Below are 26,240 nucleotides of genomic sequence, written 5' to 3' on the forward strand. Positions count from 1 at the left end.
CACCGCGCCTGCGCCCACCACCGCGCCTGCGCCCACCACCGCGCCTGCGCCCACCACCGCGCCTGCGCCCACCACCGCGCCTGCGCCCACCACCGCGCCTGCGCCCACCACCGCATCCATGGCCGCGCACCACCAGGCCCACAGCCGCACGCCCGCGCCATCGCGGTGCCCAGCCCGCGCGCCACCCGCGACATGGCCCGCGCGTCCCGCTACTCCGTCTCCTGCCGCGCCAGGCCCCCACCGCAGTCCATTGCACGCCGCGACCTTCTGCCCCGCCGAGCCCACCGCGCGTCGTACACACAGACCCCCTCGGCCCGTCCCTTGGCCCGCCCTGCGGCACGCGCATCGTGGCGCACAGCCCCAGCACCGCGCGTCGCGCTTTCGGAGCAGCACTGGCAATCGCGAGGTACGCCCCTTCAACCCGACCCCACCAGCGCACCTTGACCCCTCAAACGCTGCCAACGCAACCCGCAAGTCATCCACCACCTCGCACTCGCGCCCATCAGTCAGCCTTGCGAGCTTCCCCACCCGCCGGTTCAGGCGCCAGCCCACCCCGACCGGCCCCCGTGGCCCAACGCGCCGCACTCGCCGGCCTTCGGCACCACCGGCCCTCATCCGCAAAGAACCGAGGCTCGCGACCACCCACATCAGCGGCCCCCGACCGGATCCCACCCGCAAACCCGCGCCCATCCCCAAAAACCCATCCGACAGAGCCGTTCGCCACAGACTCACGTTCACCATTCCACCAGCCGAGCCGCCTACAGACCCGTGCCCATGACCCCATGGGCCGGGTCGCCGACCCGCAAATCCACGCCCATGACCCCACGGGCCGAGCCGCCCGCCCGCAGGCCCGCGCTCCCGCCACCGCTCCGCATCCACGGACTGGGCCACCCGCCTACAGACCAGCAGAGCCGAGCCCCATACCCCGCCCCAGCCCTGGATCCACAACTACAACTGCACTATCAACAACCGCGTTTTCCACAACTCGGCCCAGGCCTGCCCCATCATCCCCAGAACCCCGTTCGGTCCCACCCCCACCACCCCTCATCCGCGAAAGTCGGTGCCCAGACCCACACCAGGCCGACGACGGAGGTGGCACATGGCCGCGAAACACGACCAAGACCTCGGCAAACAAGGCGAACAGGTAGCGGTGACCTACCTGGAGGCGAAAGGGATGAAGATAATCGACCGCAACTGGCGCTGCCGCCACGGCGAGATCGACATCATCGCCGAGGACGGCCCCACCCTGGTCGTCATCGAGGTCAAAACCCGATCGGGCAGATCCCACGGCACAGCCCTGGAGTCCGTGAGCTCGGTCAAGCTGGCCAGGCTGAGGATGCTCGCGGCCAAGTGGCTGGCCGCGCAGCCGCGCACGTTCGGCGCCGTACGGGTGGACGTGATCGCCCTCGAACGCTTCGCCGGCGACTTCGCCCTGAACCACGTACGGGGGGCGATCTAGATGGCCGTGGCCCGCACGCGCAGCGTTGCCGTGATCGGCGTCGCAGGCCGCACCGTCGAGGTCGAGGCCGATGTGGGAAACGGCCTGGCCGGCATCCACCTCATCGGCCTCCCCGATACGGCGCTCAGCGAGGCCCGAGACCGGGTCAGGTCCGCGATGGTCAACAGTAGTTACCCCTGGCCCGACGCCCGCATCATCGTCAGCCTCTTCCCGGCCAGCCTCCCCAAACGCGGCTCCCAGTTCGACCTAGCGGATGTCAACATGTGGCATGCTTAACGCTATGCAACGTGACGCGATCATCTATGTCCGCATCTCGCGGGACCGTGTTGGCGCAGGTCTCGGCGTCGAACGACAGCGAGCCGACTGCGAAGCGCTCGCTGAAAGACTCGGATGGAACGTTGTGGCTGTCTATGACGACAACGACATGTCCGCGTACTCCGGCAAGCCTCGACCCGCATACAGGCGCATGCTCGACGACTTACGGGCAGGCGTGGCGACCGGCGTACTGGCCTGGCACACAGACCGACTCCACCGCAGTCCGGCCGAACTTGAGGAGTACATCCAAGTTGTCGAGCGATGCGGGGTGGACACTCAGACGGTCACGGCAGGCCAGATCGACCTCTCGACGCCGGCAGGCCGGATGAACGCACGGAACTTCGGGAACTTCGCACGATACGAGGTCGAGCACATGGCCGAGAGGCAGCAGGCGAAGAAGCGGCACAAGGCCGCCGCGGGGCAGTGGCTTGGTGGACGGCGGCCGTTCGGATATGAAGCTGACGGCGTCACCGCGCGACCAACGGAGGCGGCCGAGCTCGCCGCCAAGGCTGACGAGCTATTGGCGGGCGTGAGCATCAATGCCGTTGTGCGGGACTGGAACGCCCGTGGAGTGACGACCACAGCGGGTGGCCAGTGGACCGGCAACGCCGTGCGTCGCGTCTTTCTACGGCCACGCAATGCCGGGCTGATGGAGCATCGGGGCGAGATCGTAGGCAAGGCGGAGTGGCCCGCGGTCATCGAGGAGACGAAGTGGCGTGCTCTCGTGGCTCTGCTCAACGACCCATCGCGCCGAACCACGCCGGGGCCGCAACGTCGCTGGCTGGGGTCCGGCCTGTACGAGTGTGGGGTGTGCGGGGACTCTGGGGAGCATTCGACGGTCCTCGCCGCAACGGGAGGTCTGGGCACGAGCGAGGGGCGCAAGACAGTGCCGAGCTACCGCTGCTCGAAGAGCCGAGGCCATGTCGCCCGTAATCCCAAGCACCTCGACCGGTACGTGTCCATGGTCGCCGTCGAGTGGCTGTCGAGGCCGGACGCTGTCGAGGCGCTGGAAGGGCCCCGAGATGACCAGGCGGCCCGTGCCCGCATCCTGGAGCGCGAGACGCTGCGCCTCCGCGACGACGAGGCGGCCGAAATGTACGCCCGCGGCGAGATGACCAGGGCGCAGCTCATCAAGGCCAACCAGACAACCGCGCAGCGCCGCGCCGAGTTGGACCAGGCGGACGCTGCCGCCGCGCGCTCCACAGCCCTGGCGCCGTTCCGGAAGGGCGCACCAGCGCAAGCCGTGTGGGATGGACTCGACCTCGACCGCCAGCGCGCGGTTATCTCAGAGATCATGCGGGTGGTCATCCTGCCGAGCAAGCTTGGCCGGCCGGACGGGTGGACGCCCGAGTACGGCAAGGAATGGGGCTACTTCGACCCCGAGTTCATCCGGATTGAGTGGAAGGTCCCTGTCTAGCTTCTACGACGCCCGTCCGTGACTTCCGGGAGCAACCCGAGGTCACGGGCCTTTCTGATGTAGTTGCCTGCCATGCGAGGGCTGACGTCGAATGCGCGTTGGACAGCCTGTGTCGGGTTCTTGTCGGCGTGGGCCTCGTAGATGGTCGCTACCTCCTCAAGGAAGGCGGGGGTGATCTTCCTGGCACCCTTGCCCTTGCGCCTATCGGCGATCACGCGCTCAGTGTCGATCACGGCCTGCTCGCCAACCTCTTTTACCGCCGTCACCTGGCCGTCGCCCTCAAAGATGACGCGGGTGGCGAACAGGGCGAAGACGCGTTCCACCATCTCCGCGATGCTGATCGCGCGCATGTCGAGCTGCTTGACCTCTCGGCCCTCATCCACGCTTGCGATGGTGATCTCTCGGCACTGCGGGATGCCGTCGATGACCTCCATGCGTGCAGTGAAACATGGCTGCCCATCCACGCCAGGGAGCACCACATCTATGCGCTGTGGCACAAGACGGTCCCCGATTCGGACCGTGGGCGTTCTCGAGCTCGACTCGGCGTAGCCGCCGCCCTTGAAGTTCATGCGAGTCCGCAGCACCTCTCCAAACTAGCAGTTTCGACGGTCGGCATAATTGCCGATCTGACTCTGCACCAAACTATGCAACGTGCGATACGCTCGCCATGCACGCAATTCCCGCGTTGTGACAGGAGGGGCGTATGTCGCACGACTTGCTCTCCAAGGAAGTGGCCGAGCGGTTCCGTGTGGATCCATCCACCATCAGGCGGTGGGTCCACTCTGGGCGGATCAGGGGCCACCGCTACGGCCGTGACTGGCGGATCCCGCTCTCCGAGGTCGAGCGCCTCGAGGCTGAGGCGCGAGGGGAAGCCGCCTGATGTTCGACATGCACGCGTACGTCAAGGCGGTGGTGGATCAGGCGCCGCCGCCGAGCCATGAGCAACTTGCCCGTCTGCGGCTGATTCTCGTCGGCTCTCAGATCAGCGAGGAGGGCGCCGATGTCGCCGCCTGAAAACACGAAAGCCGCCCGGCCAGGGGCGGCTCTCGGAAGTGACCAGCAGGCCACTCAAGACACTCACACCGTACAGGCTGGTGCCGACAAGCGGAACTACTTCCCGCGGCAGCTCCCCATTGTGCGGTCGGCCACCGCGTTCCCTCCCGCGTGGGGCACCGTAACCACGCTCATCGTGCTCGACCAGCCGTGTGAGTGTGGTGACTGGCACAATCACAAGATCAAAGGGGCTACGCCCGCCCTTCTAAACCGCAAGGCCAGGTGCGGCAACAGGTACGAACTCGCCCTGCACCCGCCGCGTGTCCGCCGCGTTCGGAGGGCGGCGTGAACATGAAGCTTGCCGCCGCCCTGGCCATCATCGGACAGGGCGGGCGGGTCCTGATCTGCGAGCCGGGCGGTAAGGCGCCGGTGACTCGGTTCCTGCCGAACGGGGTCCTCAACGCCACGAACAACCCTGAGTTGGCCGCGCGGTGGTGGAGGCACGAGCCGAACGGGAACGTCGCGATGGCCACCGGTTACCCCGGGCCTGACGTCCTCGACGTCGACGTGAAGCCGGACGGCACCGGGTGGCCGGCGTTCAGCCGGTGCAAGGCCGCGGGCCTGCTGCCTGAGCCGTACGCCATCAACGGCACGCCCTCAGGCGGGATCCACGCCCTGTACGTCGGCACCGACCAGGCGTGTGGGTCGCTGCGCAAGCACCACCTCGACTTCAAGGCGGCAGGCGGGTACATCCTGATCCCGCCGAGCGTCGTCAACGGCAGGCCGTACACGCTTATCTCCGAGCGTCCCCACGCATGGCACCAACTCAAATGGACGTCAGTGGTGACGTTCCTCAACCCTCCCACTCACAGCGCGCCGAGCAGGCCCATCATCCTCCCCACCACGGGAACGGGCATCGACCACCTCGCCGCGTGGCTGGCAGGCAAGACCAAGCCGGGCAGGAATCAGGCCCTGTACTGGGCAGCGAACCGGGCAGTCGAGAACGGCGCCAGCGAGGCAGAGCTCCACGAGCTGTACCGGTCGATGCGGTTCGGCAACGGATTCGACGAACGGCAAGCTGCCCGCACGGTGGCCGACGCGTTCCGTAACAGCACCAGGAGGAGCGCGTGAGTCACCTGCGAGCCGTCGACAATGGCACTCCCGCCGACGACCTCGACGGAGCGGTGATCCTTGATCAGGTCGAAGGGTTCATCCGGCCGTACCTGGCGCTGCCCTCCGTTCACGCTCGCGTTGCGATCGTGCTGTGGACCGCGCACACCTACGCGGCGAAGGAGTTCTACGTCACCCCGCGCCTGATCCTCGACTCAGCGGAGGCCGGGAGCGGCAAGACGCGCGTGCTCGAACTGATGGCGCTGCTCGTCTACAAGCCCGAACTGCTGCTCTCGCCTACGACGGCCGCCATCTTCCGCATGCTGGCGGATGAAGAGGAGCCGATCACGCTCCTGTTCGACGAGACGGACGCCATCTTCAACGCCAAGACCATGGGCAACTACGAGGACCTGCGAGCCCTGCTGAATGCCGGGTACAAGCGCGGTGCGACCATCCCGCGGTGCGTCGGCGACGCGTCCAAGATGCGGGTCAACCGGTTCAAGGTGTTTGCCCCCGTCGTGCTGGCCGGGATCGCGGGCGGCATGCCGAAGACCATCACCACGCGGGCCGTCACGATCCACATGCGCAAGCGCGCCAGGAGCGAGAAGGTCGCCCAGTACCGGGAGCGAGACGCAGAGATCGCGGCGAAGCCGATCGTTCTCGACCTGGCCGCGTGGGTGACCTCAATCCGGAAGGAACTCGGCGAGGCCAGGCCCGTGATGCCCGAAGGGGTCGAGGATCGGCCGGCAGAGGTGTGGGAGGCACTGCTGGCCGTGGCCGACGCGGCGGGCGGGGAGTGGCCGGCCAGAGCACGAGCGGCCTGTACACACTTCGTTCTCGACGCTGCCGAAGCCCCCTTGTCGTTGGGCGAACGCCTGCTCGGCGACATTCGCGACGACGTGTTCACTGTGTGGGACAGCGAGGGCATGCCGGTGAAGATGCGAACCGGTGTAGCCACAGCGCAGATCCTCGCTCGGCTCACGGCGTTGGAGGAGAGCCCATGGGCAGACCTCTACGGCAAGCCGTTGGAGGCGGCCAGGCTCGCCAAGGAGATGAAGCGGTACCAGGTGTTCCCCAGCACCTTCCGCGACGAGTTCGGGAAGGTCGTCAAGGGCTACGAAACCGGTCCCGCCAAGAGCCGTACCGGGGAGCAGAGTCTCGGGTTGCTCGACGCGTGGGAACGTCACCTCCCGATTCAGGCCGACAGAAGCGGTAAAACCGGTAACAGCGGTAACTCCCCTGGTCAGAGCGTTACCCCTCCAAACCCTGTTACCCCTACTGCGGTAACAGAGGAAAACGCGGTAACGCGGTTGACCTGCGAAGTTACCGACGTTACCGCTGTTACCCCGAATACCACCGGAAGCGGTGCAGGCGTTCACGAGGGTCAACTCCAGGTGCCAGGCACGCCGCCGCCCGACCCTGCCCCCGAGCCCGTGCCGAGCAGGCCGCGGACCGCCCGGAAGCCCGCCAAGCGGAAGCTGCCCAAGCAGCGGTGCGAGCACTGCAAGACGTCGTACACCCCGCTCAAACTGCCGTCCAAGTACTGCCGTCCCGCGTGCAGACAGGGCGCCCTCATGAAGCGCAAGAAGGAGAGCTAGGCCATGCCATACCTGGTGATCGCCCGACGCTCACAAGGCCGATGGCGTGTCGAGCCCTGCCCCGGATGCCGGCGAGCCCACAACCACGCCAGCACCGGCCAGCAGACCGCGCGATGCGGCACCACGTACATCGTGGTCGGCCCTAGCGAGCCCACCAGCGTCCGCAAGCTCCCAACCGTGGGCGTGGTGCCCACAGACGGTGGAGACGACGCGGCATGAGCAAGCCGCAGCAGGGCGAGCAGATCCACGCTCGTACGCTCGCCCTGCTCGTCAACGTCGACCAGCTCCGCCGCCTGCGTTGGCGCTACGCCCACGATCCCGAGGTGTCCGCCGACCTCTGGAGAGTCACGGAAGCCCTGCTCAACTGGCATGCAGGTGGGACTGATTCCACCGAAATGGCCCCATCGGTCCCGCCTGTCTCACCATCGGAACTGACGGTCGCACAAGCCGCGGCCATCGCCGGCGTCAAGCCCAACGCCATCTATCGCGCCATCGGCGAAAACCGGATCCACGCGACAGAGCGACACGGGCGGTACTTCATCGAACGGGCGGAAGCCGCCCGGTATGCCAGTAGGAGGGCATGGGGTGGCAGGAACCAAGCGCACCGAGGATGAGAACCCGGTGCTCATGGCAGAGCAGGCGCTAGCCGACGCCCAGAAAACCGCAGCCGACGCTCAACGGCGCCTCGACGACCTCAAGCAGACGCTGATCGACCACGGCCACCAGGCCGTCACTGCGGAGCAGCTCGGCGCGGCCACACACGAGCTCGAACATGCGAAGCTCGGCGTGACGTCCGCCGAACTCGCTCTCAAGGGCGCCCATCGCGCGGCGCGGCTCCGCATGCTCGAAGCGCTCGCCGAAGAGATCACACACGACGCCGGTCAACATCCTGAGGTCACCGCCGCGTTCAACAAGATGACCGAGGGCGCAGCAGAACTCCTCGCCATCGCCGAACGCCGCTACGTCCACCTACACCGGTGGATAGGCGCCCTACAGGCCGCGGGTGTGCCCAGGCTCGACAAGTACGACAAGGCCCGCCAACTCCCGGACGGGACCATCACCACGCCGTACAACCACGTCACCGAGGAACACGCCTACCTCGGATGGGAGATCAAAGACGGCCCCTGGAACCAGAACGCCGTCACCGTGGCAGACCGGCGCATCGTCGACCACGGGCACGGGCTACTCCTCGCCGCCGCGGTGAAGCGAGCGTGCCAGCAGGCCGGCGTCAATCCGAAGTTCTTCGAGGACCAACTCGACGTCACACTCGGCGCCAACTTCGACCCGCTCGTCACCAACCCCGAACAGTGGATCGCCGCCCACTACTGAGGAGACCGGCCATGGAAGAGCCCGAGTACGACCCCCAACAGGACCCCATCCGCAAGACCATGGCGAACTACAACCGCCGCAAGAGGTGGATCCAAGAGGCGTCGGGAAACCTCACACCAGCGCAGTTGGACCGCTCGCTGCGCAACCAGGTCGCCAGCAACGACAGCGAATGACCGCTCGGTTTGGCCGCCGAGAGGAGGCAGACACGGGAGCGGCTTTCCTCCTTTCACCTCCCGCGTCGTGGCAGCCAGGCGGGCCGACTCTCCGCGATTGGGGAGTCGGCCCGCCATACCGTGCGACACAAACACGAACACCCGAGCAAGACCACCCAGGGGGCCACCCCCCTCGACCAACCCGCGGGAGCCCGGTCCGGCAATGCCTGGCTGGCCATGCGTGCCCGATCTTGCGTTTTTCGGCCGGTGAAAGGGATGTCAGATGACCAAGAAATCGACCGTTCCCGCTGGTCTGGGACCTTCGGGGGCAGAGTTGTGGGAGGACGTCACCGCGCTTGGGCCGCTTCCTCCGCATAAGCTCCGCATCCTGCTGGACGCGTGCCGTGAGGCGGACCTGGTGGACGAGTTGGAGGCGGCTCGGGTTGGCCGGCCGTTGGAGGTGAAGGGTTCGATGGGTCAGCCGGTGGCCGCCCCGCTGGTGTCGGAGCTGCCGAAGCACCGGGCGTTGCTGGCGTCCCTGCTGGGCAAGCTCGGCCTGCCGGATGAGGTGGCGGACGAGCGGCCGAAGTCGTCGAGGCGCTCTGAGTCGGCCAGGGCCGCGGCGCGTGCCCGCTGGGGCTCTGCTGGGGTGTCGGCGTGATCGCGCTTCCTGTGTCGTCTGACGGGCTTCCTGAGGGCAAGCCGGACGCGTACGGCGTCCGGTCTGTCGGCTATGACGTGCTCGACTGGGGTTCGGAGATGCTCGCCCAACCGGATGGGGATCGCGCCGGCGAGCCGTGGCAGTGGACGGACTCGCAGGCGCGGTTGATTCTCTGGTGGTACGCCGTCGACCATGCGGGGGCGTGGCTGTTCCGCCGCGGCCAGGTGGTGTTGCCGAAGGGCGCCGGCAAGTCGCCGATGGCCGCCGCGGTGTCGTGTGTGGAGTTGGCCGGGCCGGTGGTGTTCGACGGGTTCGACTCGGCGGGCGAGGCTGTTGGCAGGCCGCATCCGTCGCCGCATGTGCAGTTGGCGGCGGTGTCGCAGGATCAGGCGTACAACACAATGTCGCTGGCGCTGTCGATGCTCGGCAGCGGGCGTGCTGCGGATGAGGTCGAGGCGCTCGACTTGGGGTTGACGCGGGTCCGTACCCGGGCGGGGAAGCTTGAGCCGGTGACTGCGTCTGCGCCGTCGAGGGAGGGGCAGCGGTTGACGGCCGCGATCCTCGACGAGCCGCACTTGTGGACGCGCGCCAACCATGGCACCCGCTTGGCGGCGACGTTGCGCCGCAATCTGGGCAAGACGGGCGGACGGTCGTTGGAGACGACGAACTGTTGGCGCCCTGGCGAGGAGTCGGTGGCGGAGGAGACGGCCGCGTACGCCGATCTGATCGCTTCTGGTGGCGCAGTGGACGGCGGGTTGATGCGCTTCCACCCGAAGGCGGTCGTTTCGGATCTGGCGGACGAGCAGCTGCTGCGTGCCGGCCTGGCAGCCCTGTACGCGGACAGCCCGTGGATCAACATAGATCGGATCGTGGCGGAGGTGTACGACGTGAACACGCACCCGTCCGACGCCCGCCGCTTCTACTTGAATGAGGTTGCCGTGGCCGAGGACTCCCTGATCGCCGCGCACGAGTGGGATGCCTGTGAAAGCTCGGAGCGGTTGCAGCGAGGGGACACGATCACGCTCGGGTTCGACGGCGGCAAGAGCGACGACGCCACGGCTCTGGTGGCGATGCGGGTGGAGGATCGGCTGTTGCAGACGATCGGCATCTGGGAGCGTCCTGAGCCGCCGCACGATCAGGGCTGGGTGGTGGACCGGGACGCGGTCAACGACGCGGTTCGGCTGGCGTTCGACGCCTACAACGTGGTGGCGTTCTTCGCTGATGTCGAGCTGTGGCAGTCCTACATCGACACGTGGTCTGTCGACTTCCGGGAGCGGCTGCTGGTGTCGGCTTCGGCTGATTCGCCGGTCGGGTGGGACATGCGCGGCAGGCATCAGGCGTCGACGCTGGCGAACGAGCGGCTGGTTGCGGCGGTTCGTGACGGGCTGGTCAAGCACACGGGGGAGGTGCGGTTGCGTGCTCACGCGTTGAACGCGCGCCGCCGGCCGAACCGGTACGGCGTGTCGTTCGGGAAGGAAGCGCGCGGCTCCAAGCGGAAGGTGGACGGGTGGGCGGCGTCGGTCCTGGCTGATCTGGCGCGGCATGAGGTGGTCGAGTCGGGCAAGCTCGACGAGCCGAAGAAGAAGCGGTCAGGCCGCGTGTACGGGTTCAACTGACCAGGTTTCGAGAGTTTCGCGAGGCTCTACGCGCGCAGGCGCGCGAGGCGGACGGGCGAGCGACAATGGGTGTGGATGCTCTAATGCAGGTCAGCCCACCATCGGTTCGGATGCATGGTGGGCTGACCTGTGTAGTCCTGGCGCCCACACAGGGGGTGCCTCGATTTCGGCTATTCGACGCGCAAAGCCGTCCAGTGCGACGGGGTTCCTTCGTGCATTGCGTCGCTGCAGGTGCAATTGCCGCAACCGGGGATCATTTCGGCGTTCCTCCTCGCCTAGGGGATTGGGCCTTGTACCCACAGTGACATGCTCATACGCTGGCGTGCATGGTTGAGTTCCGTATCCCCGCGGCTGACCTGCATCTCGGCGATGAAGTCGAAATGTATGAGAAGGACCCGATAAATCCGTACTTCCGGAATCCGGGCAGCCCAGGTATTTACTGGCAGGTCGCTGAATTGTTCGATAAGGGTCTGCAGGAGTACCTCGACGAGAAGGACCTGCCGATCCGGCATGAAACGATCGGCGCCGTTCTGGTGCGGAAGCTCACCCAGGAGGACCTGGGGCTGCATGACACGGCGTGGCAGGCGATGCTGATCAAGATGGGTCTGTCTCTCGACGCCAAGCACATCACGCTGACGGTCCGTTCGAGCTTCATCAAGCATCACGTCGTCAGGGTGCGCCGGCCGGACTCGACCCCGGAGGCGGACCGGCTCCGCCAGCAGTTGGCCGCCGGGGAATAGCCCCCGTGGCACCTCGCGTAGGGGCTGGGGTGCCACGCGTGAGGGTGTTACAGGTCAGAGAGGGTGCCACGCACCGTGGCACCCTGCGTGGCCCCCGGGCGTGGCACCCCGTGGCAGCTTGATCAACAAGCGATCGTCGAGCAGCCCACGCGCAGCCGTGCGCGCGTCACGCCTCCGGCCGGTTCGGCATCAGGTAGCGCTGCGCCTCCTCGTCGTAACCGCCGAGCACGCCCGCCTGTACGAGCTTCTTCAGCGTCTTCTGCACCCACGCCCGGGACATGTCCGTGCTCTCCCACAGCGGCTTGAGGTCCCCTGAGGAGAACGACCGCGCCCCACCGTCCCACAGCTCCTGTAGCCGCTTCATGAGGGCCGCTCCGCGCTCCTCCGCCGTCATCGACTGGGCAGGCGGAGCGAACGTCAGCGGAGGCTCGCCCTCGTCCAAGTCGGGGATCTCGTCGTCGAGGTCGCCCGTCAACTCAGGGTCCGGGTCGTCAGTCTCCAGGTACTCGCTGCTCACGTTCCGCACCTCTTCATCTTCGTCGTCCTCCTCCAAATCGGCCGGAAGCGTGGCCACAGCCTGAGCGCCACCAGCAAGCCGGGACATCGCCGCGGTGGTCGGGTCCACCTGCTTGGCCGCCGCCGGCCACTGGGCAGCGTGGGCGCGCATAGCTGCGTTGGCGCGTTCGTCATCGAACTCGCCCTGGTCGTCGAGGCCCCACGCGTATGTGCGGAGCGGCATCGCGAACCGGCCTTCGCCGAGCGTGGGCGCGTCGAGGTAGGCCATGCCGGGCTGGCCGTTGGTCCACAGCTCGGGGCGGCATTCGGCATCCTGCTGCCGCTCTGACAGGCCGAATGAGGCGTCGGCCGCGTTCTCCACGCCGAAGCACATCTTCCCAAGCTGCCCTCTAACCAACGTGGGCATCTGCGTGTAGTCGCTGCGCTGCAAGCTCATGACGATCGTGCCGCCTGCCGAGCGGATCGCCTTGACCATGGACAGGAACGCCTCCTGTTCCTTGTCGGTGAGGCAGTCGAAGATGTCCGGGAACTCCTCCAGCCAGATCAGCCAGTACGTCAGCCCGCATCCGCGCTTCCACTTCTGCAGGCCCTTGTCGGCGAGGTAGTCCGTGCGCTCCTTCACCTTGGACTGCAGCTCGGCGAGCATCGCCTTGACGCCGGCCTTGGTCGTCTCGAAGCGGTGCAGCGACTCCTCCAGCGGGCCGAGCGTCTGCCGCCCCTTGGTGATGTCCGCGGCGAACACCGCGACGTCGTAGCGGGTGACGACCTCCGCGAGGAAGTTCCATGCGCCGCCGATCGACTTGCCGGCGCCGGTCTGCCCCATCATCTGCAGGTGGTGGCCGATGATCACATATTCGATCTCGTCGAGGTCCTGCCAGAGCCCGGGACGGATCGGGTCGGCGATCGACAGGCCAGGCCGGGACGGGCCAGGCCAGATGATCGGGTGCTTCATCACCCGGGCGTCACTGACGACCACCTTGGCCTTAGACGCGTCGTCGGGGTCGACGCTGGCCGTAATCGAGCCGGGCGGCAGGCCGATCCCGGACTCGACGTAGGCGACCTTCTTCTGCAGGTCTTCAGCGATGTGCCGCCCCTCCTGGAGCTGCACCTCGCCCTCGACCTTGTGCGCGGTGGCCTTGATGGTCTTCGCCTCGACCTCGTGCATGCCGGCCTTCTCGGCGCCACGGCCGAACAGGAACGCCAGCGGATCGGCGATAGCGCCGGGAGCGTCCCACCCCTTGACCCTGATCACGGTGCGGATGTTCCACGACAGCGCCATGGTGATCCCGCCGACGACGCCGAGCCGCCACAGGATCGGATGCCCCGGACCGGAGATGATCACGGCCACCGTCCACATGCCAGCGAGGAACGTGGACAACGTAGTGTGCGTCTTCCCCCACGGGCCCCGGGCGTGACTCTGGCCGTACGTGACGCCGGTCAAGACCAGGACGCAGATCGTGGTGAAGCTCGACCATCCAGCGATCGTGTCCGGGCTGTACAGGATGAAGTGCAGCGCCGCGGCGAGCCCGAACCCGAACACGCCGACCAGCCAAGGGGTGCCCAGAGCGACAAGCTTGGACACCTCCTTGGCTGCGACCTTGGAAAGGGAGGATTCGGTGTCGATGGACACGAGGTCCTTGCTGCGTGCGGTCATCAGTCGTCCTCCCAGTTGAAGGTGGACTTGCGCTTCTCGGGGTTGGCCTTCGGGAGCACGTCCACGAACTCTTTGCGGAACTGGGCGTGGAACTTCACGAGCTCGACGCCGGCGCCCTTCTGTAGCTCGGCGGCCCGCTTGAGCCGCTTCACCACACGGCGTGCCCGCCGCCGCACATCCGGGGCGCCGACCAGCGCCAGCAGCGGGTGGCCCTTGAACGAGCGGATCAGCACCTCGTACAGCTCGTCGGACCCGAGATTGAACTCTTCGCCCAGGTCGCGGCACAGGTCCCGACCCGTGCGGGCGTACTGCGTGATCGCCTTGGGGCCTTCCCACGGGATCGCCGACAGTTCGGGGATGCGGCTCCGGCCGGGGAAGCTGCTCATCGGCCCTGCTCCCACGTCTCGCGGATGACCTCGACAACCTGGCGGGTGAAGCGCGACAGGCGAGGCACGCCGATGTACGCGGTCACGAGCGCGTCGAGGGCGCCGAGCAGCAGTACCAGGACGTGCCCGAGGATGGCCAGCACGAGCACCAGGCCGACCGCGGCCCGGTACGCCAGCAGGCGCGCCAGCATCAGCAGGGCGCGCCGGTCGAGAGATTCGGTCATGATGTGGGGACCTCCACTGGTTGGGGGACCGGCGCCGGGTACGGGCTGCCAGGCATGCACCCGGCGCCGGGGTCTATGGGGGCTAGTTGTTGGCGAGCCCGGATGTCTCCACCAGGCCACCGAGGTACGCCTGCAGACGCCGGGCACGGTCTGTGCCGACGCTCATCCGGTCCTTGATCGTGCGCACGGTCGGGGGCTCGCCCTGCGCCACTTCGGCGAGGAAGGTAGCCACCGCGACCGGCCGGTAAGGCGCGTCGACGTCGGGCTCAGGTACAAGATCGGGCTGTACCTCGACCTTCGCCCCGTCGTCGTCGACGAGGAGTCGTTCCAGGTCCTCGTCAGTGAGGCGAGGCTCCTCTACCTGCACAGGTACAAGCGGCTCTTGTACCTGTGCAGGAATCGGAGTGGATTCCACTGCCGTTTCCCCAATTGGGGAAACCGTTAGATTCGAACGGTTTTCCTCGACCGTTACAGATGTAACGGCTGATCTCCGGATCAGCCCCATGAGCAGCTCGTACGAGAGCACCAGGCTTACGGCCGGCCACGCGGCCACGATCGAGCCGATCACGCCGTTCTCCCAGCCATGCATGACGTTCGCCGCCAGCGTTGCCAGGATGCCGAGAGCGAGCGTGAAGTACGCCAGCTTCGGCCTGCGAGCGCCGCGGCGGGCAGCGTCGAGCAGCACCATGGACGACGCGTAGACCAGGCCGTCGACCGTGAGCGGCACCAGCCAAGCCACCCAGCCCGTCTCTCCGTGAGCGACGATCACCTCGTACGCGTGCCTGTACGAAACGACCGCCGCCACCGCGGCGAGAATGACGACGACGATTGTCGTACTCCAGCGGATCACTCCGTCACCCCCAGGTCTGCCGCGGCCTGCCGGAACGCGGACATCAGGTCGTCGATCTCGCCTATCTCGATCGCCTCCGCGAAGCGGACCATGTCGAGGATCGCGGCCGGGGAGACGTCCAAGACGCCCTTGCTCTTGCCGCCCTCCCGGTAGCGGAGCCGCACGAACACCCGGTCAGGCGTGGCCCCGGTCTGCTCGACCAGGTGCCGCTGCATCTCGACACCGGCCACCGTCTGCCACCCGCTGCGGTGCTCCGACGGCGGCACGCCGAGCTGGTCGTGCTTGACGACGCACCAGTCCCAACGGCAGCCGTGATCCCGGATCAGCGTCATAGCGTCGTACAGGGCGTTCCCGAACATGAGGGCGCCCCGGTAGTCGAGGTCCCGGAGCGTGCCGCCGAGAACGCCGGCGTCGGCGGGGGACAGCCTGACCTCGTAGTGGCCGATGTCCATGTCCGGGTGACGCTCCATCAGGGCGTTGTCCTCGACGAGCACCTGCACGTAGTCGCGGTCACCAACGCGGATGATGTTGACCTCGATGTCCGTGCGCGCCGCGGGACCGTTGATGGAGTCGATGTCAGTGCGGCAGTAGCTGCCGTCTCTGGTGTGCAGGGACGTGCACCACGGGGCGCACGTCGGCAGCTTCGGGAACTGGCTCACTGCCCGCCCTCCCGGCCCTCGTAGGCGTGTACCAGCTCGAACAGGGCCGACATCGCCCTGCCCATGGCCCTGCCCCGCTCGCTCTCGTCGGCGGGCGGACGGTAACCGTGCTCTTCGAGGACGCGCGTCACGTCGTACAGGAGCCCGACCGTGAACCGTGCCTCGCCCGCGCTCACGCCGCACCTCCCCGGGTACGGCGGAAGTCGTCGAGGCGCACGACCGGCGCCAGCGTGGCCGGCGCCTGGTCGACGCCGAGCACGGACTGGATGAGGTCGTCCAACGCCATGGACACCTGGGCCTGGGCGGTCGTGCTGTCCTTCAGCCCCTGCATGAGCGCCTGCAGCGTCTCGACCGGAACGGCGACGGTGCGGCGGCTCACTGGGTCACCGGGCCGCGGCGGCAGGACAGGCAGGTGGGGTCGTCGCAGCGTCCCGCGTCGTCGAACGGCAGCACGGCCGGCTGCCACACGTCGGCGCTGCGGTCCGCGATCACCTTGTCGACCGCCGCGACGAGCTGGTCCTTCTCGCTGTCGGTGAACAGGCCCTCGTTCGAGCCGGCCATCGTCATCGTTGCCAGCGTGGGCAGGTCGAGGTCACGAGCGATCTGGATCGCCGCCATGTACCCGAACCTGAAGATGAGCCGCGACCGGTCCTGCTCGGGGTCGACGCCCTGGCGCCGCTGCAGGATGTCCTGCACGGCCAGCCTGAGCGCGTCGTGCTCGCTGTCGGTGAGGTCCTTGTCGCGCCAGTCGCCCTCAGCGGCGATGATCCGCCCGAGCGTCATGCCGACCTTGACCGCGTCGCCCAGGCTCAGGCCGGTGATCTGGTCGACGCCGAGCGTGTCCCGCATGGCCTGTAGGGCCGTGGCCGTGTCCGTGGTGGGCGTGGAAAGATTGTCCACGGGTCTCCTCCTGTTACAGCAGGTTGAGATCAAGGGCCTGTTCGGTGTTCCACCACCGGGCAGGCCCGTTTGGTTGGTCTAGCTAAGCCACATCTTGCCCTTCGCCCTTGCCATCGCCGTGGCCATTCTGAGCGCCGCGGGCGTGATCCCGGTCGACCGCATCGTGGAGCCGTTCTTCCTGGGCGAGCTGGGTCTCGACGGCCGTATCAGACCCGTACGCGGCGTGCTGCCCTCCATCCTCGGCGCGGCCAAACACGGCGACGTCACAGTCGTCGTCCCCTCCGCGAACTCAGCCGAGGCCGCCCTGGTGCCCAACGTCAAGGTGATCCCGGTGTCACACCTCCGCCAGCTCGTGGAGTGGCTGCGCAGGGGAGACGACGAGCCTGAGCCCCAGATCGAGGAACGCGCCGAGCCGCCCAAGCTCACCGATCACCCAGCGGTGGACTTGGCGGACGTCGTTGGCCAGCCGGTCGCCCGCCGAGCTCTGGAGGTGTGCGCGGCAGGTGGCCACAATCTCTGGATGCTCGGCCCGCCGGGCACCGGCAAGACCATGCTGGCCGAGCGTCTCCCCACCCTCCTGCCGGACTTGGAGCTCGACCATGCCCTGGAGGTCACGGCCATCCACTCCGTCGCGGGCGCTCTGCCGCCGAACGCTCCCATGATGAGCAAACCCCCGTTCGTCAGCCCTCACCACACGGCGACGTCCGCCGCGATCATCGGCGGCGGCAGCGCGATCGTACGCCCAGGGGCTGTCTCCCTCGCTCACAGAGGCGTCCTCTTCCTGGACGAGGCCCCGGAGTTCCCCCGCCACGTGCTCGACGCCCTCCGGCAACCTCTGGAGTCCGGCCGCGTGACGGTGTCGAGATCCGCGGGCTCGGTCACGTTCCCTGCCAGGTTCATGCTCATCCTGGCCGCCAACCCCTGCCCATGCGCCCAAGCGGAGGACCAAGGGGAGACCTGCAAATGCACCCCCACGATCAGGCGCCGTTACCTGGGCAGACTCTCCGGCCCACTCCTCGACCGCATAGACATGAAGGTCACCGTGGTCCGCTCGTCCAGACGCGAACTCCTGGCCGATCGCCAATTCGTCGAAACGAGCAAAACAGTGGCCGAACGCGTCCTCATAGCCCGCGAACGCGCAGCCAAACGCCTGGTCGGCACTCCCTGGCGCACGAACGCCGAGATCCCCTCATCCCTGCTCCACTCCGACTACCGCCCGTCCAACGATGCCATGAAACCCACGACGTCCTGCCTCGACTCCGGCACCCTCACCGCCCGCGGCCTGGACCGCGTCGTACGCGTCGCATGGACCCTCGCCGACCTGGCCAACAAGGACACCCCAGAGCAGGACGAAACAAACGCCGCCCTCAGCTTCTGGCTGGGCGTGAAGTCCTAACCGCCCACGAGAGAAGAAACCCCTACCTCCACCTCGCGCCCATCACCTGCCCCATTCTCACCACGGACGTACTTCCACCACCTGCCCATTGCCACCATGGGCCCGCGTCCATCGCCTGCCTCTTGCCTCCACGAGCGCACTTCCACCACGTCCCCCATCGCCCTCGTGGGCCCGCACCCCCATTGCCGCCGTCAGGCCGCTTCCACCGCCTGGCCCTTGCCCCCATGGGCCCGCTTCCACCACGTCCCCCATCGCCAAAAGCCCGCCCTCGCCCGGCAGCTCATGGGGCTGCTTCCACCACCAGCCTCATTGCCGCCGTCGGTCCCCATCCCCACCAGCGACCTCACTTCCACCACCTGCCCGACTCCCCGCCGCATCCACAGCGCACCCACCCACTCCCTGCCGAGCTCCGATCCACCCTCTGACCGCGCCCCTACCTGTCCCCCAGCGCAACCTCGTCCTGCGTCGCAACCGGGTCCCACACCGCACCGACTCCACACTGCCCAGCTCCGAACCACATCCGGGTCCGCACCGCGACCAGATCCTGATCCCGCTCGGCTCTGCACCACCACCCCAAACCCCGCATCCCCCAGGAGCCCTCATGCCCAGCTCAACCCCGGAAGCTGACACGCCCCTCACGTCACCGCAAGCCTTCACCTCCGATCTACCGCAGGCAGATGATCCACCAATCCCGCCTCCGGACAACACGTCCCCTGTACCTACAGAAACGGCCTCTACCAGCACACGCGCCAGAGCCGCCACGACCACCCGGACCGCCGGTACCGTCGCCGGCACTAGCACCTGCGCAAGCCTCGAAATGGCCAGAGAATCGGGCACCGCCGCTGATGCCCCCACGAGCCTCCCCACCTCCGGTGAAACCGGTGGCACCGTCACCGACATGGGCAATGACACCGCCACGGTCGCCTCCATGAGGAGTGCCAGCGCGAGCACAGCCCTGGACATCCCCACCGGCATGGGCGAGGACGCCGCCATCGCCACCGGCATCACTCCCGTCGATCAGCCGCTGCAAACACCCGAGCCCACCAACCATGTCCCAACGACCAGCAACACACAGCACGAGCCCCCAACCCGGCCCGAGAGCGAAGCCAAGAATCAACCCGTGATCAGCCCTCGGACTGAGCCCAAGACCCAGACCACGGCCACAACCTCGGCAACGCCCTCACTCTCACCTCCTCCCTCAGACACGCCCGCGACCTCGCCCTCAATCGCCCCGACAACCTCAACCCCGACTCCCGCCTCAACCCAGACCCCCACCTCGACCTCGACCTCGAGTTCGACCTCGACCCCCAGCTCAACCTCGACCTCGGCCCCCGCCTCGACCTCCACATCCATCACGTCCACCACCACGTCGGCCTCGATCTCGACCTCAACCGGGAGCGAAACTGAGGCCAGAGCCGCGCTCATGAGAGCCGCTGACGTCGGCGACCCCATCATGGGCCGTCTAGTGATGCAGTACGGGGCCTCATCGGCAGTGGAAGCGATCCGCGCTCGCACTCTGCCACCAGAGTTCGTAGCCCAGGAAACCAAGCGAGCTCAGGAAGCCCAACAAGATCGTCCCTCCGGCCTGACCGCTCGTCTCAACGCCTGGTACGCCCGCCTGGCGGCAGCCAACCCAGCAGCAGACCTCGAAACCGGAGAAAGGTCCGGAGCCCGACTGATCACTCCTGGCAGTCCGGAGTGGCCCACCCAACTGGACCAGCTAGGCCCCGGCCGCCCTCTCGGCCTGTGGCTCCATGGCAAGGCAGACCTGCGCTTCTCCTGCCTCAAATCTGTGGCGGTAGTAGGAGCACGAGCCGCCACGTCGTACGGCACTCACATCGCAGCCGAGTTCGGCGTCGGTCTCGGCGAGTCAGGCTGGACTGTCGTGTCAGGCGGGGCCCACGGCGTGGACGGCGCGGCCCACCGAGGAGCCCTGGCCGCCGACGCACCCACGGTGGTCGTCCTGGCCTGCGGCGTGGACATCTGCTACCCGGCGAGCCATAACGCCCTGTTCGCCGCCGTTAGAGATCGAGGCGTCGTGATCAGCGAATGCCCGCCTGGCGTCCACCCCACCCGAGCCCGCTTCCTCATCAGAAACCGCCTGATAGCTGCCTTGTCGAGAGGAACGGTAGTGGTGGAGGCCGCCCTACGCAGCGGAGCCCTCAACACAGCCACGCACGCCCTCTCCCTCAACAGACACCTGGCGGCGGTCCCTGGCCCGGTCACTTCCGGCATGTCGGCCGGCTGCCACAAACTCCTCCGTGACCGCAAAGCCGTCTGCGTAACTTCACCAGAGGAGATGATCGACCTTGTCGGCGTCATAGGCGAGGACCTGGCCTCTCAGCCCCGAGTTCCCGCAGTCCCCAGAGACAGGCTCAACGAACCCACTCGAAAGGTCCTCGACGCGATCCCCAATCGAGGTGGCGCAGGCCCTGCGTCCATTGCAGTCGCCGCAGGGCTGAGCCTGGATGCCACGTTGAGCGCCTTGGGCGGCCTAGCCGCCGCAGGCTACATCGAACGAACCACGAACGGCTGGCGCCTCCGCAAACAGACCGCTTCCTACCCCAAAGCCTCCGATTCCGCCGCCCTTGAACCCCCAGCCACCCCCGAACCCGATCCGTTCGACGACCCCCCGTTCCCCGACGACTTCCCCGAGCCAGAGCAGCACGGTTGGCATTAAGGCACGAACAATCCACATCTGAAGATGATCCGGGCCGAGAGGGTGGGGCCTCGCGCGTCACCCGCCCCGCCGCCTCGGGTCGAAGCAATGCAACGGCCGCCATGACCGAGAAGCCGCGGCCCGATCGGTGCAGAGCCCTCAGCCTGGGAGAAGGACCCGCCATACCGGCCAGCCACGCGCCAACAGCCTGCCGCGACGTTCGGAAAGAACACTCGATGCGACAGCCTTTAGGATCTGGGCGCCGGTCCATCCAAGCGTCGACGATAGTTAGCCAGGATTGGGTGCCGGTGGTCGTGTCCTGGACCGGTGTCTGCCCGGGCAGGACTGCTGGGCCGATGCGGCGAGTATCCATTCGGGACACGCCTCAGGCGACAGCCGCTGAGGCTTGGATGCAGGGCGAACATACCCCTACGGCCAGGCGTTGGTTGAGCGGTGAGCGTATGGGCGCCGCAGATCCCACCGCTTCTGGAACCGCTCTCAACCTCAGCACCACCCCGCCAGCCGTCCCTCGCGAACTCAACCACCACCCACCTTCAGGTTGTGCGTTCCTGCGGCCCGGGGGAGGAGACGCACGAACGTCCGAGAATCGGTGAGCACAACAGATGCCGAGGGTGGGTTCCTCAACGGGTGGGCGAACGGCGGACGCTTCAACTGATGAATGTCAGCGGAACGACGAAGATGTCGGAGAAATCAGGACGCGAGATGGTTTTGTCTCTGCAGGTCAGAGCATTGATCGCGGACCGTAACAAAGTCGGAGTCACCGATTCCAGATCCCCTTCGCGAATCACCGCCCGGGCGGCAGACTGATGTCTGCGGCCATCGCTATGCTCTCCTTCGGTCTCGACTTAGGCCCTCAAAGGATCAGGCGATGGCCGTCACCATTTCCAGCCCCTCCCTCTTGAAGTTCGCTTCCCATTGGTGAGCGGCCCGTCCAAGCTCGCCCCGGTCGGTCGTTGGCCACTGCCCCCGTCCTTAAGCTGAGGTAGTACCGCAAGTGGAGGCGGCACGTCTGTCGCCACGGTCCGCATCGGCGCGTCCAAAGCCAGAAGGCATGGCCAGGCGAACATGGTTTCTCTTCATAGCGCGGAGCTGGATCAGCGGGTGAGTCCTGCTTGACGTTCACGGGCGACCCGGCACAGCGCACGGCGGTTTCGCATGATCGTCGCTACGGGGTCAATATTCACACGTCGTCGGATGGGACGTAACCGTCGACAGCAGCCGGGGGACACGGTTGGCGCGGGCCAGGTCGACCAGCGTTTCCCCCGATCTTCTTTGGTCGCGGGCCCGAGGCGACGTGAGGTCCGGTCATGAGCAATCCGCCAGCGAACCTGCCGTGGGCTGAACTGAGGCAGGGCGAACCGGCCCCCGGTTGATCCCAGTCAGGCGAACCTGGCGCGGATAGTCCTGAGACGAGGTGAGCTCAGGACACGCCAGCTTGGGAGTGTGAGGCCCCCAGCGCGTCGTGAACCCGAGACGGGCGACTTCAGGTGTGACGGATCCCCAGATGGGTGGACCGCGGATGGCGCAAGCGTGCTGTGAGCCGAGGCGGGGGATCAGTGGGTGGCGGGCCTGGTGCGGGGTGGACTGGCGTACAGCGAACCTCGGGCCAGGTAGTCCAGCGTGCTAAACCCTGGGGGATGATCCAGGGCGTGGTGGACCAGCCATAGCGGCCCAGGGTGTGGGGAGCCAAGAGCCGGAGGGTCAGCGTGTTGGACCCCGGCTGGGTGGACCAGGAGGTTTGAGCTCGGGTGGGGGGACCAGGGGGTGTGAGCCCGGGGCGAGTGGACCAGTGTGTGAGCCCGGGGTGAGTGATGCGAGAGTGACGGACCGGCGATGGTAACGCCGGGAGGGCATCCCTTCTGAGGATCAAGGATGATCTCAGAACAAGTGCCGGCCAGCGGAGGAAGCGCAAGGTGGGCGGATCAGGGCGTGGCGATCCGGCGCAGGGATGAAGCGGTGTGCGGTGTGCGGTGGGCTCCAGGCGGCTGCGCCAAAGTGTGGCGCATCGGGATGGGCTGACCTGGGGTGACGCCGAGTGGGGGAGTGGTGCTTGGCCGTCAGTGGGCAGGGATGTCGGCTGTGGGAGTGGTGCTTGGCCGTTAGCGGGCAGGGATGTCAGGTGTGGGAGTGGTGCTTGGCCGTTAGCGGGCAGGGATGTCAGGTGTGGGAGCGGTGCTCGGACGTCAGTGGGCAGGGGTGTCGGGTGCGGGAGGTCCAGTCAGCGCGTTGTCCGTGGCCGTGCAACACGGACTTGGCCGTTGACACGCGTGTTGAACGACGTCGGCGCGACTGGGTTCCGGGGTTGTCAGGGGCTTCGGGGGTGGCCTTCGTCGTCGGCAGGCCATGTGCTCTGTGGAGGTGTGCGTGCAGGGGTCTCGGCATATCTGGAAGTGATGTGGCGGGGTCCGCAGCCGTGGCGGATGGGCGTGTCGGTTGGTGAGATCGACGCTTGGTTCGTGCTTGAGAGCTGCGGTGATGTTCTTACTCCGGTGGCTTTGGGTTGTTCCTGGGATGTCGTTGGGTTTGAGTGGGCAGCGAAGTAATCCTGCGTGCGTGGAACGTAGTGAGTGGGAGGGTTCTGGAGATGGGGGTTCTGGGATGAGCAGGGGTGCTGGCCGTGAAGAAGTGGTGGCGGAGTTCGGGCGGCATCTGCGGTTTGAGCGGGATCTTTCGCAGCACACGGTGAGGGCCTATCTGACTGATGTGAACTCCTTGCTCGATCATGTGGATGGGGGGCTGGAAGGACTCGATATCGGGGTGCTTCGGGAGTGGCTGGCGGAGCAGCATCGGGAGGGGAAGGCTCGCGCCACGCTGGCGCGGCGGACCGCTTGCGTTCGTACCTTTACCGCCTACTGCTACCGCCGTGGCTGGCTTGCCAGTGATCCGGGGTTGTTGCTCGGTAGTGCGAAGGCGGCTCGGCCGTTGCCTGCTGTTCTCGATCAGGAGCAGGCGCAGGCCGTCCTGGAGGTGCCCACGGCTGGGGAGCCCAAGGAACTTCGAGATCAGGCCCTTCTCGAGTTGTTGTATGCCACCGGTGTGCGAGTGAGTGAGTTGTGTGCGCTCGATGTCGATGACGTGGATCGGGACCGGCATGTCATCCGGGTTCTGGGCAAAGGGCGTAAGGAACGATCTGTGCCGTTTGGGCTGCCTGCGCTGCGGGCGGTGGACAGGTGGTGCATTCATGGGCGGCCGTTGTGGGTTAGGGCGCGGTCAGGGCCTGCGCTCTTTCTTGGGGTACGGGGCGGCCGCATCGATGCGGGGACCGTTCGGCGGGTCGTACATGAGCGGCTGGCTCAGGTGGACGGGGCTCCGGACATGGGACCGCATGGATTGCGGCACAGTGCGGCGACCCACTTGCTTGAGGGCGGTGCGGATCTGCGGAGTGTCCAGGAGTTGCTCGGGCATGCGTCTCTGAACACCACGCAGATCTATACGCATGTCTCGATCGAGCGGCTGAGGGCGGCTTATCGGCAGGCGCATCCGAGGGCCTGATGGGGATGTCGGAGATCGAGGACTCGAGTGCGTCGATGTTGTTCGGTCGACGGTGGTGACAGGGCTGTGTGTACGCCGGTGACTGGGTGCGTCGCTGGGTGAGCTTCTAGTTTCTGTCGGTCGCGGTTTTGCGGTGGCGGCCGGGCTTCGCGTTGGTGGTCGTGGTGCCGTTGGTCGGTGGGTCCTTCGCACCACGATGCCGGGTGTTGGTGTTCTCGGGCGGCTGCTCGTCTTCTGTGGTTGCCCGGTGTTGGCCTCTTCTTCGGAGGCGACGGGGCGTTGTTCGGGCACGTCTGTGGCTGCTGCGCAGGGCTGTGATCAGGAGGCCCATCCCGAGCAGTGCGCCGAGGCCGAGGCCGATGGCGGAGGTCGTGGTGGTGGAGGCCGAGCGGGGCAGGAAGTCGAACGTTGCGGTGGGGGGAGTGGGGTGGAGCTTCCGGCGTGAGGTGGCGGGAGTGATGGATTCCGCGGCTGCCATGGGATGGCGCTGGCTTGGGGCGCCGTCGTCACGGGTTGGCGATGAGGTGTCGTGGGTGGCGTCGGGAGTCAGGCTGTGGACGGCATGCGTGATCGAGGTAGGCGTTACTGGGGCGATGGTGAGGGCCTTTGGCCCTGCTGGTGGTGGTGCCGGGATGGGGGTGGTCGGTGATCTTCGCCTTCGTGGCTGGGTGATGAGCGGTTTGGTGATCCCGGTGCCTGGTGGTCGAAATGGGCGCTTGTTGGCATTCCGCGAAGAGTGCTCATCCGCTGGAGTGAGCGGGGTCCCGTCTTCGAGCCAGAACGGGAGGAGGCGGATGGGGGCCTGGCCCAGGAGCAGGAGGGGGTTGAGGTAATGCGTGCCGCGTCGGAGGCCCCAGTGCAGGCAAGACTCCTGGCAGTGACCTGGAGAGGCTTCTATGAGGCCGAGCAAGGATCCGGGAGTGACGGGTTGGCCTCGCCGTACGGATGCTTCGACGGGGAGGTACGTCGTGCGGAAGCCGCCCTCGTGCTCGATGGTGACCACACCTTTTCCCGCTACGGGGCCGGCGAAGCGGACAGTGCCGGGGCCGGCCGCCAGGACCGGAGTGGATGCGGGAGCGGCCAGGTCGATGCCGCGGTGTCCCGCGAGCCAGGGTTCGGGGGGTGGGGTGAAGTGGCGCAGTATGCGGGGATGTCCGTTCAGTGGCCAGCGCCAGGTGGGCGGAGATGCTCTTGCCGGGGAAGCAGGGAGAAGAAGGATCGCGGCTGTGAAGAGCAGTGTTATCAGGGCGCTTCGGGCTGTCGTGAAGGCCTGGCGAGTGCGGGGTGGTCCGGTTTCTTGTGGGGGTGTGAGGGGCCGGCGAGTGCGGGGTGGTGCGACTGCTCGGGGTGGATCGAGGAGGTGACGAGCTGGAGATGAGGTGGTGCGTTGGACCGACCTGGGGGAGTGATGGGCGAGCGGTGGTGGGGCGCTCTGTCCTGTCTCGTGGGAGTGGGGCGTTCGGTGGGGGTGGGGTGCTTGTTCGAGGTTGCCCAGGGTGGAGATGTCGAAGGAACGGCGGGTGTCGGGCTCGGTGGAGGGAGTGGGGCATCCCTCGGGCGTTGACGGTGTGACGGTGACTGTTGGCGCTGGTGGGCGAGTTGCCGGGGTGAGAGGGCGAGAGTTCATGGGCGCGAGTTTGGCTGAACGCGCCGTGGCGGTGAGGAGCCGAACGGGATTCTGGGGGTGGGGCGGGTCAGGAGCTGGTGGGCTGTGGATAACTGGCTGGACGGTGGCTTGGGCCGGGATGAAGAGCTGCGATGATGAGGCCAGCGTTGTTGGTCTCGTGCAGGTCAGCGGTGACGGACAGGTGCGGGGCGGCCTTGGCCGGGCGCTTGGGTGGGGGGACATCCGCAGCGTCTCGTAGAAGAACGCCGGTCTGGCGGTGCAGGATCAGGGTGCAGGAGATCTGCTCGGTTATCTGCTGCTTGCGTAGCCTGAGCAGGCTGTCCCGGACGGGTGTGGCGTGGTTTGGGGCTTGGGCGGCCGGCCGGCAGTTGTCCAGGGGGCTGCGGCGTAGGGCTGGCGCTTGGGTGGCCAGGAGCTGTTGTTCGGAATGGCAGCGGTGTGGACACTTGGGCGGTAAGGCGCCGCT

Annotated in this window: 27 protein-coding genes; 16 read left to right on the top strand and 11 right to left on the bottom strand. The window is 67.1% G+C overall.

What is annotated here, in order from left to right; all coding sequences use genetic code 11:
• Positions 1 to 1,099 precede the first annotated feature (1,099 nt).
• From ACIBQ1_RS51610 to ACIBQ1_RS51620, 3 genes are read left to right on the top strand one after another with little or no spacing between them, the layout of a single operon-like run.
• Complete coding sequence (locus ACIBQ1_RS51610) at positions 1,100 to 1,459, top strand: YraN family protein (RefSeq protein WP_397289582.1); 360 nt, start codon at positions 1,100 to 1,102, stop codon at positions 1,457 to 1,459.
• Positions 1,460 to 1,735, top strand: a complete 276-nt coding sequence (locus ACIBQ1_RS51615) for a magnesium chelatase domain-containing protein (RefSeq protein WP_397289584.1) — start codon at positions 1,460 to 1,462, stop codon at positions 1,733 to 1,735. It begins immediately after the preceding gene.
• A gap of 4 nt (positions 1,736 to 1,739) precedes the next feature.
• Positions 1,740 to 3,191 (top strand): recombinase family protein, encoded by a 1,452-nt coding sequence (locus ACIBQ1_RS51620; protein WP_397289586.1) that lies wholly within the window; start codon positions 1,740 to 1,742, stop codon positions 3,189 to 3,191.
• Here ACIBQ1_RS51620 and ACIBQ1_RS51625 read toward each other — a convergent pair.
• Positions 3,188 to 3,625: a hypothetical protein gene (locus ACIBQ1_RS51625; protein WP_397289588.1), complete on the bottom strand. Its 438-nt coding sequence runs from the start codon at positions 3,623 to 3,625 to the stop codon at positions 3,188 to 3,190. The genes ACIBQ1_RS51620 and ACIBQ1_RS51625 overlap by 4 nt on opposite strands.
• 269 nt (positions 3,626 to 3,894) lie before the next feature.
• On the opposite strand from ACIBQ1_RS51625, the gene ACIBQ1_RS51630 reads away from it, so the two are divergent.
• From ACIBQ1_RS51630 to ACIBQ1_RS51675, 10 genes are all read left to right on the top strand, one after another.
• Positions 3,895 to 4,071: a helix-turn-helix domain-containing protein gene (locus ACIBQ1_RS51630; protein ID WP_397289590.1), complete on the top strand. Its 177-nt coding sequence runs from the start codon at positions 3,895 to 3,897 to the stop codon at positions 4,069 to 4,071.
• Complete coding sequence (locus ACIBQ1_RS51635; RefSeq protein WP_397289592.1) at positions 4,071 to 4,205, top strand: hypothetical protein; 135 nt, start codon at positions 4,071 to 4,073, stop codon at positions 4,203 to 4,205. The genes ACIBQ1_RS51630 and ACIBQ1_RS51635 overlap by 1 nt, the downstream gene beginning before the upstream one ends.
• 330 nt (positions 4,206 to 4,535) lie before the next feature.
• The gene (locus tag ACIBQ1_RS51640; protein ID WP_397289784.1) at positions 4,536 to 5,315 is read left to right on the top strand and encodes a bifunctional DNA primase/polymerase; all 780 of its coding nucleotides are present in this window, start codon (positions 4,536 to 4,538) and stop codon (positions 5,313 to 5,315) included.
• On the top strand, positions 5,312 to 6,892 hold the full coding sequence (locus ACIBQ1_RS51645; protein WP_397289594.1) for a DUF3631 domain-containing protein: 1,581 nt from the start codon (positions 5,312 to 5,314) through the stop codon (positions 6,890 to 6,892). Before ACIBQ1_RS51640 ends, ACIBQ1_RS51645 begins: the two co-directional genes overlap by 4 nt.
• 215 nt (positions 6,893 to 7,107) lie before the next feature.
• Positions 7,108 to 7,506 carry a helix-turn-helix domain-containing protein gene (locus tag ACIBQ1_RS51650; protein ID WP_397289596.1) on the top strand — a complete coding sequence of 133 codons (399 nt, stop codon included), beginning with the start codon at positions 7,108 to 7,110 and terminating at the stop codon, positions 7,504 to 7,506.
• Positions 7,478 to 8,221: a hypothetical protein gene (locus ACIBQ1_RS51655; RefSeq protein ID WP_397289599.1), complete on the top strand. Its 744-nt coding sequence runs from the start codon at positions 7,478 to 7,480 to the stop codon at positions 8,219 to 8,221. The genes ACIBQ1_RS51650 and ACIBQ1_RS51655 overlap by 29 nt, the downstream gene beginning before the upstream one ends.
• 11 nt (positions 8,222 to 8,232) lie before the next feature.
• The gene (locus ACIBQ1_RS51660; protein ID WP_397289601.1) at positions 8,233 to 8,394 is read left to right on the top strand and encodes a hypothetical protein; all 162 of its coding nucleotides are present in this window, start codon (positions 8,233 to 8,235) and stop codon (positions 8,392 to 8,394) included.
• 262 nt (positions 8,395 to 8,656) lie between these two features.
• The gene (locus ACIBQ1_RS51665) at positions 8,657 to 9,034 is read left to right on the top strand and encodes a hypothetical protein (RefSeq protein WP_397289603.1); all 378 of its coding nucleotides are present in this window, start codon (positions 8,657 to 8,659) and stop codon (positions 9,032 to 9,034) included.
• Between the two features lie 77 nt (positions 9,035 to 9,111).
• Positions 9,112 to 10,650 (top strand): terminase, encoded by a 1,539-nt coding sequence (locus ACIBQ1_RS51670; RefSeq protein ID WP_397289605.1) that lies wholly within the window; start codon positions 9,112 to 9,114, stop codon positions 10,648 to 10,650.
• Between the two features lie 326 nt (positions 10,651 to 10,976).
• A complete protein-coding gene (locus tag ACIBQ1_RS51675; RefSeq protein WP_397289607.1) occupies positions 10,977 to 11,390 on the top strand; it encodes a hypothetical protein in 414 nt (137 codons plus the stop codon).
• 166 nt (positions 11,391 to 11,556) lie between these two features.
• Here ACIBQ1_RS51675 and ACIBQ1_RS51680 read toward each other — a convergent pair whose 3' ends face one another.
• From ACIBQ1_RS51680 to ACIBQ1_RS51715, 8 genes are all read right to left on the bottom strand, one after another.
• Positions 11,557 to 13,560: a hypothetical protein gene (locus ACIBQ1_RS51680; RefSeq protein ID WP_397289609.1), complete on the bottom strand. Its 2,004-nt coding sequence runs from the start codon at positions 13,558 to 13,560 to the stop codon at positions 11,557 to 11,559.
• Positions 13,560 to 13,946, bottom strand: a complete 387-nt coding sequence (locus tag ACIBQ1_RS51685; protein WP_397289611.1) for a hypothetical protein — start codon at positions 13,944 to 13,946, stop codon at positions 13,560 to 13,562. The genes ACIBQ1_RS51680 and ACIBQ1_RS51685 overlap by 1 nt, the downstream gene beginning before the upstream one ends.
• The gene (locus ACIBQ1_RS51690) at positions 13,943 to 14,170 is read right to left on the bottom strand and encodes a hypothetical protein (RefSeq protein WP_397289613.1); all 228 of its coding nucleotides are present in this window, start codon (positions 14,168 to 14,170) and stop codon (positions 13,943 to 13,945) included. The genes ACIBQ1_RS51685 and ACIBQ1_RS51690 overlap by 4 nt, the downstream gene beginning before the upstream one ends.
• An 82-nt stretch (positions 14,171 to 14,252) precedes the next feature.
• Positions 14,253 to 15,020, bottom strand: coding sequence for a DUF2637 domain-containing protein (locus ACIBQ1_RS51695; RefSeq protein WP_397289615.1), 768 nt, complete (start codon positions 15,018 to 15,020; stop codon positions 14,253 to 14,255).
• The gene (locus ACIBQ1_RS51700) at positions 15,017 to 15,679 is read right to left on the bottom strand and encodes a hypothetical protein (RefSeq protein ID WP_397289617.1); all 663 of its coding nucleotides are present in this window, start codon (positions 15,677 to 15,679) and stop codon (positions 15,017 to 15,019) included. The genes ACIBQ1_RS51695 and ACIBQ1_RS51700 overlap by 4 nt, the downstream gene beginning before the upstream one ends.
• A complete protein-coding gene (locus ACIBQ1_RS51705; protein WP_397289619.1) occupies positions 15,676 to 15,855 on the bottom strand; it encodes a hypothetical protein in 180 nt (59 codons plus the stop codon). The genes ACIBQ1_RS51700 and ACIBQ1_RS51705 overlap by 4 nt, the downstream gene beginning before the upstream one ends.
• Positions 15,852 to 16,058: a hypothetical protein gene (locus ACIBQ1_RS51710; RefSeq protein WP_397289621.1), complete on the bottom strand. Its 207-nt coding sequence runs from the start codon at positions 16,056 to 16,058 to the stop codon at positions 15,852 to 15,854. Before ACIBQ1_RS51710 ends, ACIBQ1_RS51705 begins: the two co-directional genes overlap by 4 nt.
• On the bottom strand, positions 16,055 to 16,579 hold the full coding sequence (locus ACIBQ1_RS51715) for a hypothetical protein (RefSeq protein WP_397289623.1): 525 nt from the start codon (positions 16,577 to 16,579) through the stop codon (positions 16,055 to 16,057). Before ACIBQ1_RS51715 ends, ACIBQ1_RS51710 begins: the two co-directional genes overlap by 4 nt.
• A 94-nt stretch (positions 16,580 to 16,673) precedes the next feature.
• Here ACIBQ1_RS51715 and ACIBQ1_RS51720 point away from each other — a divergent pair, with 94 nt between their 5' ends.
• Positions 16,674 to 17,975, top strand: coding sequence for a YifB family Mg chelatase-like AAA ATPase (locus ACIBQ1_RS51720; RefSeq protein WP_397289625.1), 1,302 nt, complete (start codon positions 16,674 to 16,676; stop codon positions 17,973 to 17,975).
• Between the two features lie 1,113 nt (positions 17,976 to 19,088).
• Here ACIBQ1_RS51720 and ACIBQ1_RS51725 read toward each other — a convergent pair.
• Positions 19,089 to 19,400, bottom strand: coding sequence for a hypothetical protein (locus tag ACIBQ1_RS51725; protein ID WP_397289627.1), 312 nt, complete (start codon positions 19,398 to 19,400; stop codon positions 19,089 to 19,091).
• A 43-nt stretch (positions 19,401 to 19,443) separates the two neighbouring features.
• On the opposite strand from ACIBQ1_RS51725, the gene dprA reads away from it, so the two are divergent.
• Together dprA and ACIBQ1_RS51735 are read left to right on the top strand one after the other, a co-directional pair.
• Positions 19,444 to 20,655 carry a DNA-processing protein DprA gene (gene dprA, locus ACIBQ1_RS51730; RefSeq protein ID WP_397289786.1) on the top strand — a complete coding sequence of 404 codons (1,212 nt, stop codon included), beginning with the start codon at positions 19,444 to 19,446 and terminating at the stop codon, positions 20,653 to 20,655.
• Between the two features lie 2,628 nt (positions 20,656 to 23,283).
• Positions 23,284 to 24,147 (top strand): tyrosine recombinase XerC, encoded by an 864-nt coding sequence (locus tag ACIBQ1_RS51735; RefSeq protein WP_397289628.1) that lies wholly within the window; start codon positions 23,284 to 23,286, stop codon positions 24,145 to 24,147.
• 106 nt (positions 24,148 to 24,253) lie between these two features.
• On the opposite strand, the gene ACIBQ1_RS51740 is transcribed toward ACIBQ1_RS51735, so the two are convergent.
• Positions 24,254 to 25,996 (bottom strand): peptidoglycan DD-metalloendopeptidase family protein, encoded by a 1,743-nt coding sequence (locus tag ACIBQ1_RS51740; RefSeq protein ID WP_397289630.1) that lies wholly within the window; start codon positions 25,994 to 25,996, stop codon positions 24,254 to 24,256.
• Between the last annotated feature and the right edge of the window lie 244 nt (positions 25,997 to 26,240).

This window comes from Nonomuraea sp. NPDC050153, from assembly GCF_044460125.1.
GTDB lineage: Bacteria > Actinomycetota > Actinomycetes > Streptosporangiales > Streptosporangiaceae > Nonomuraea.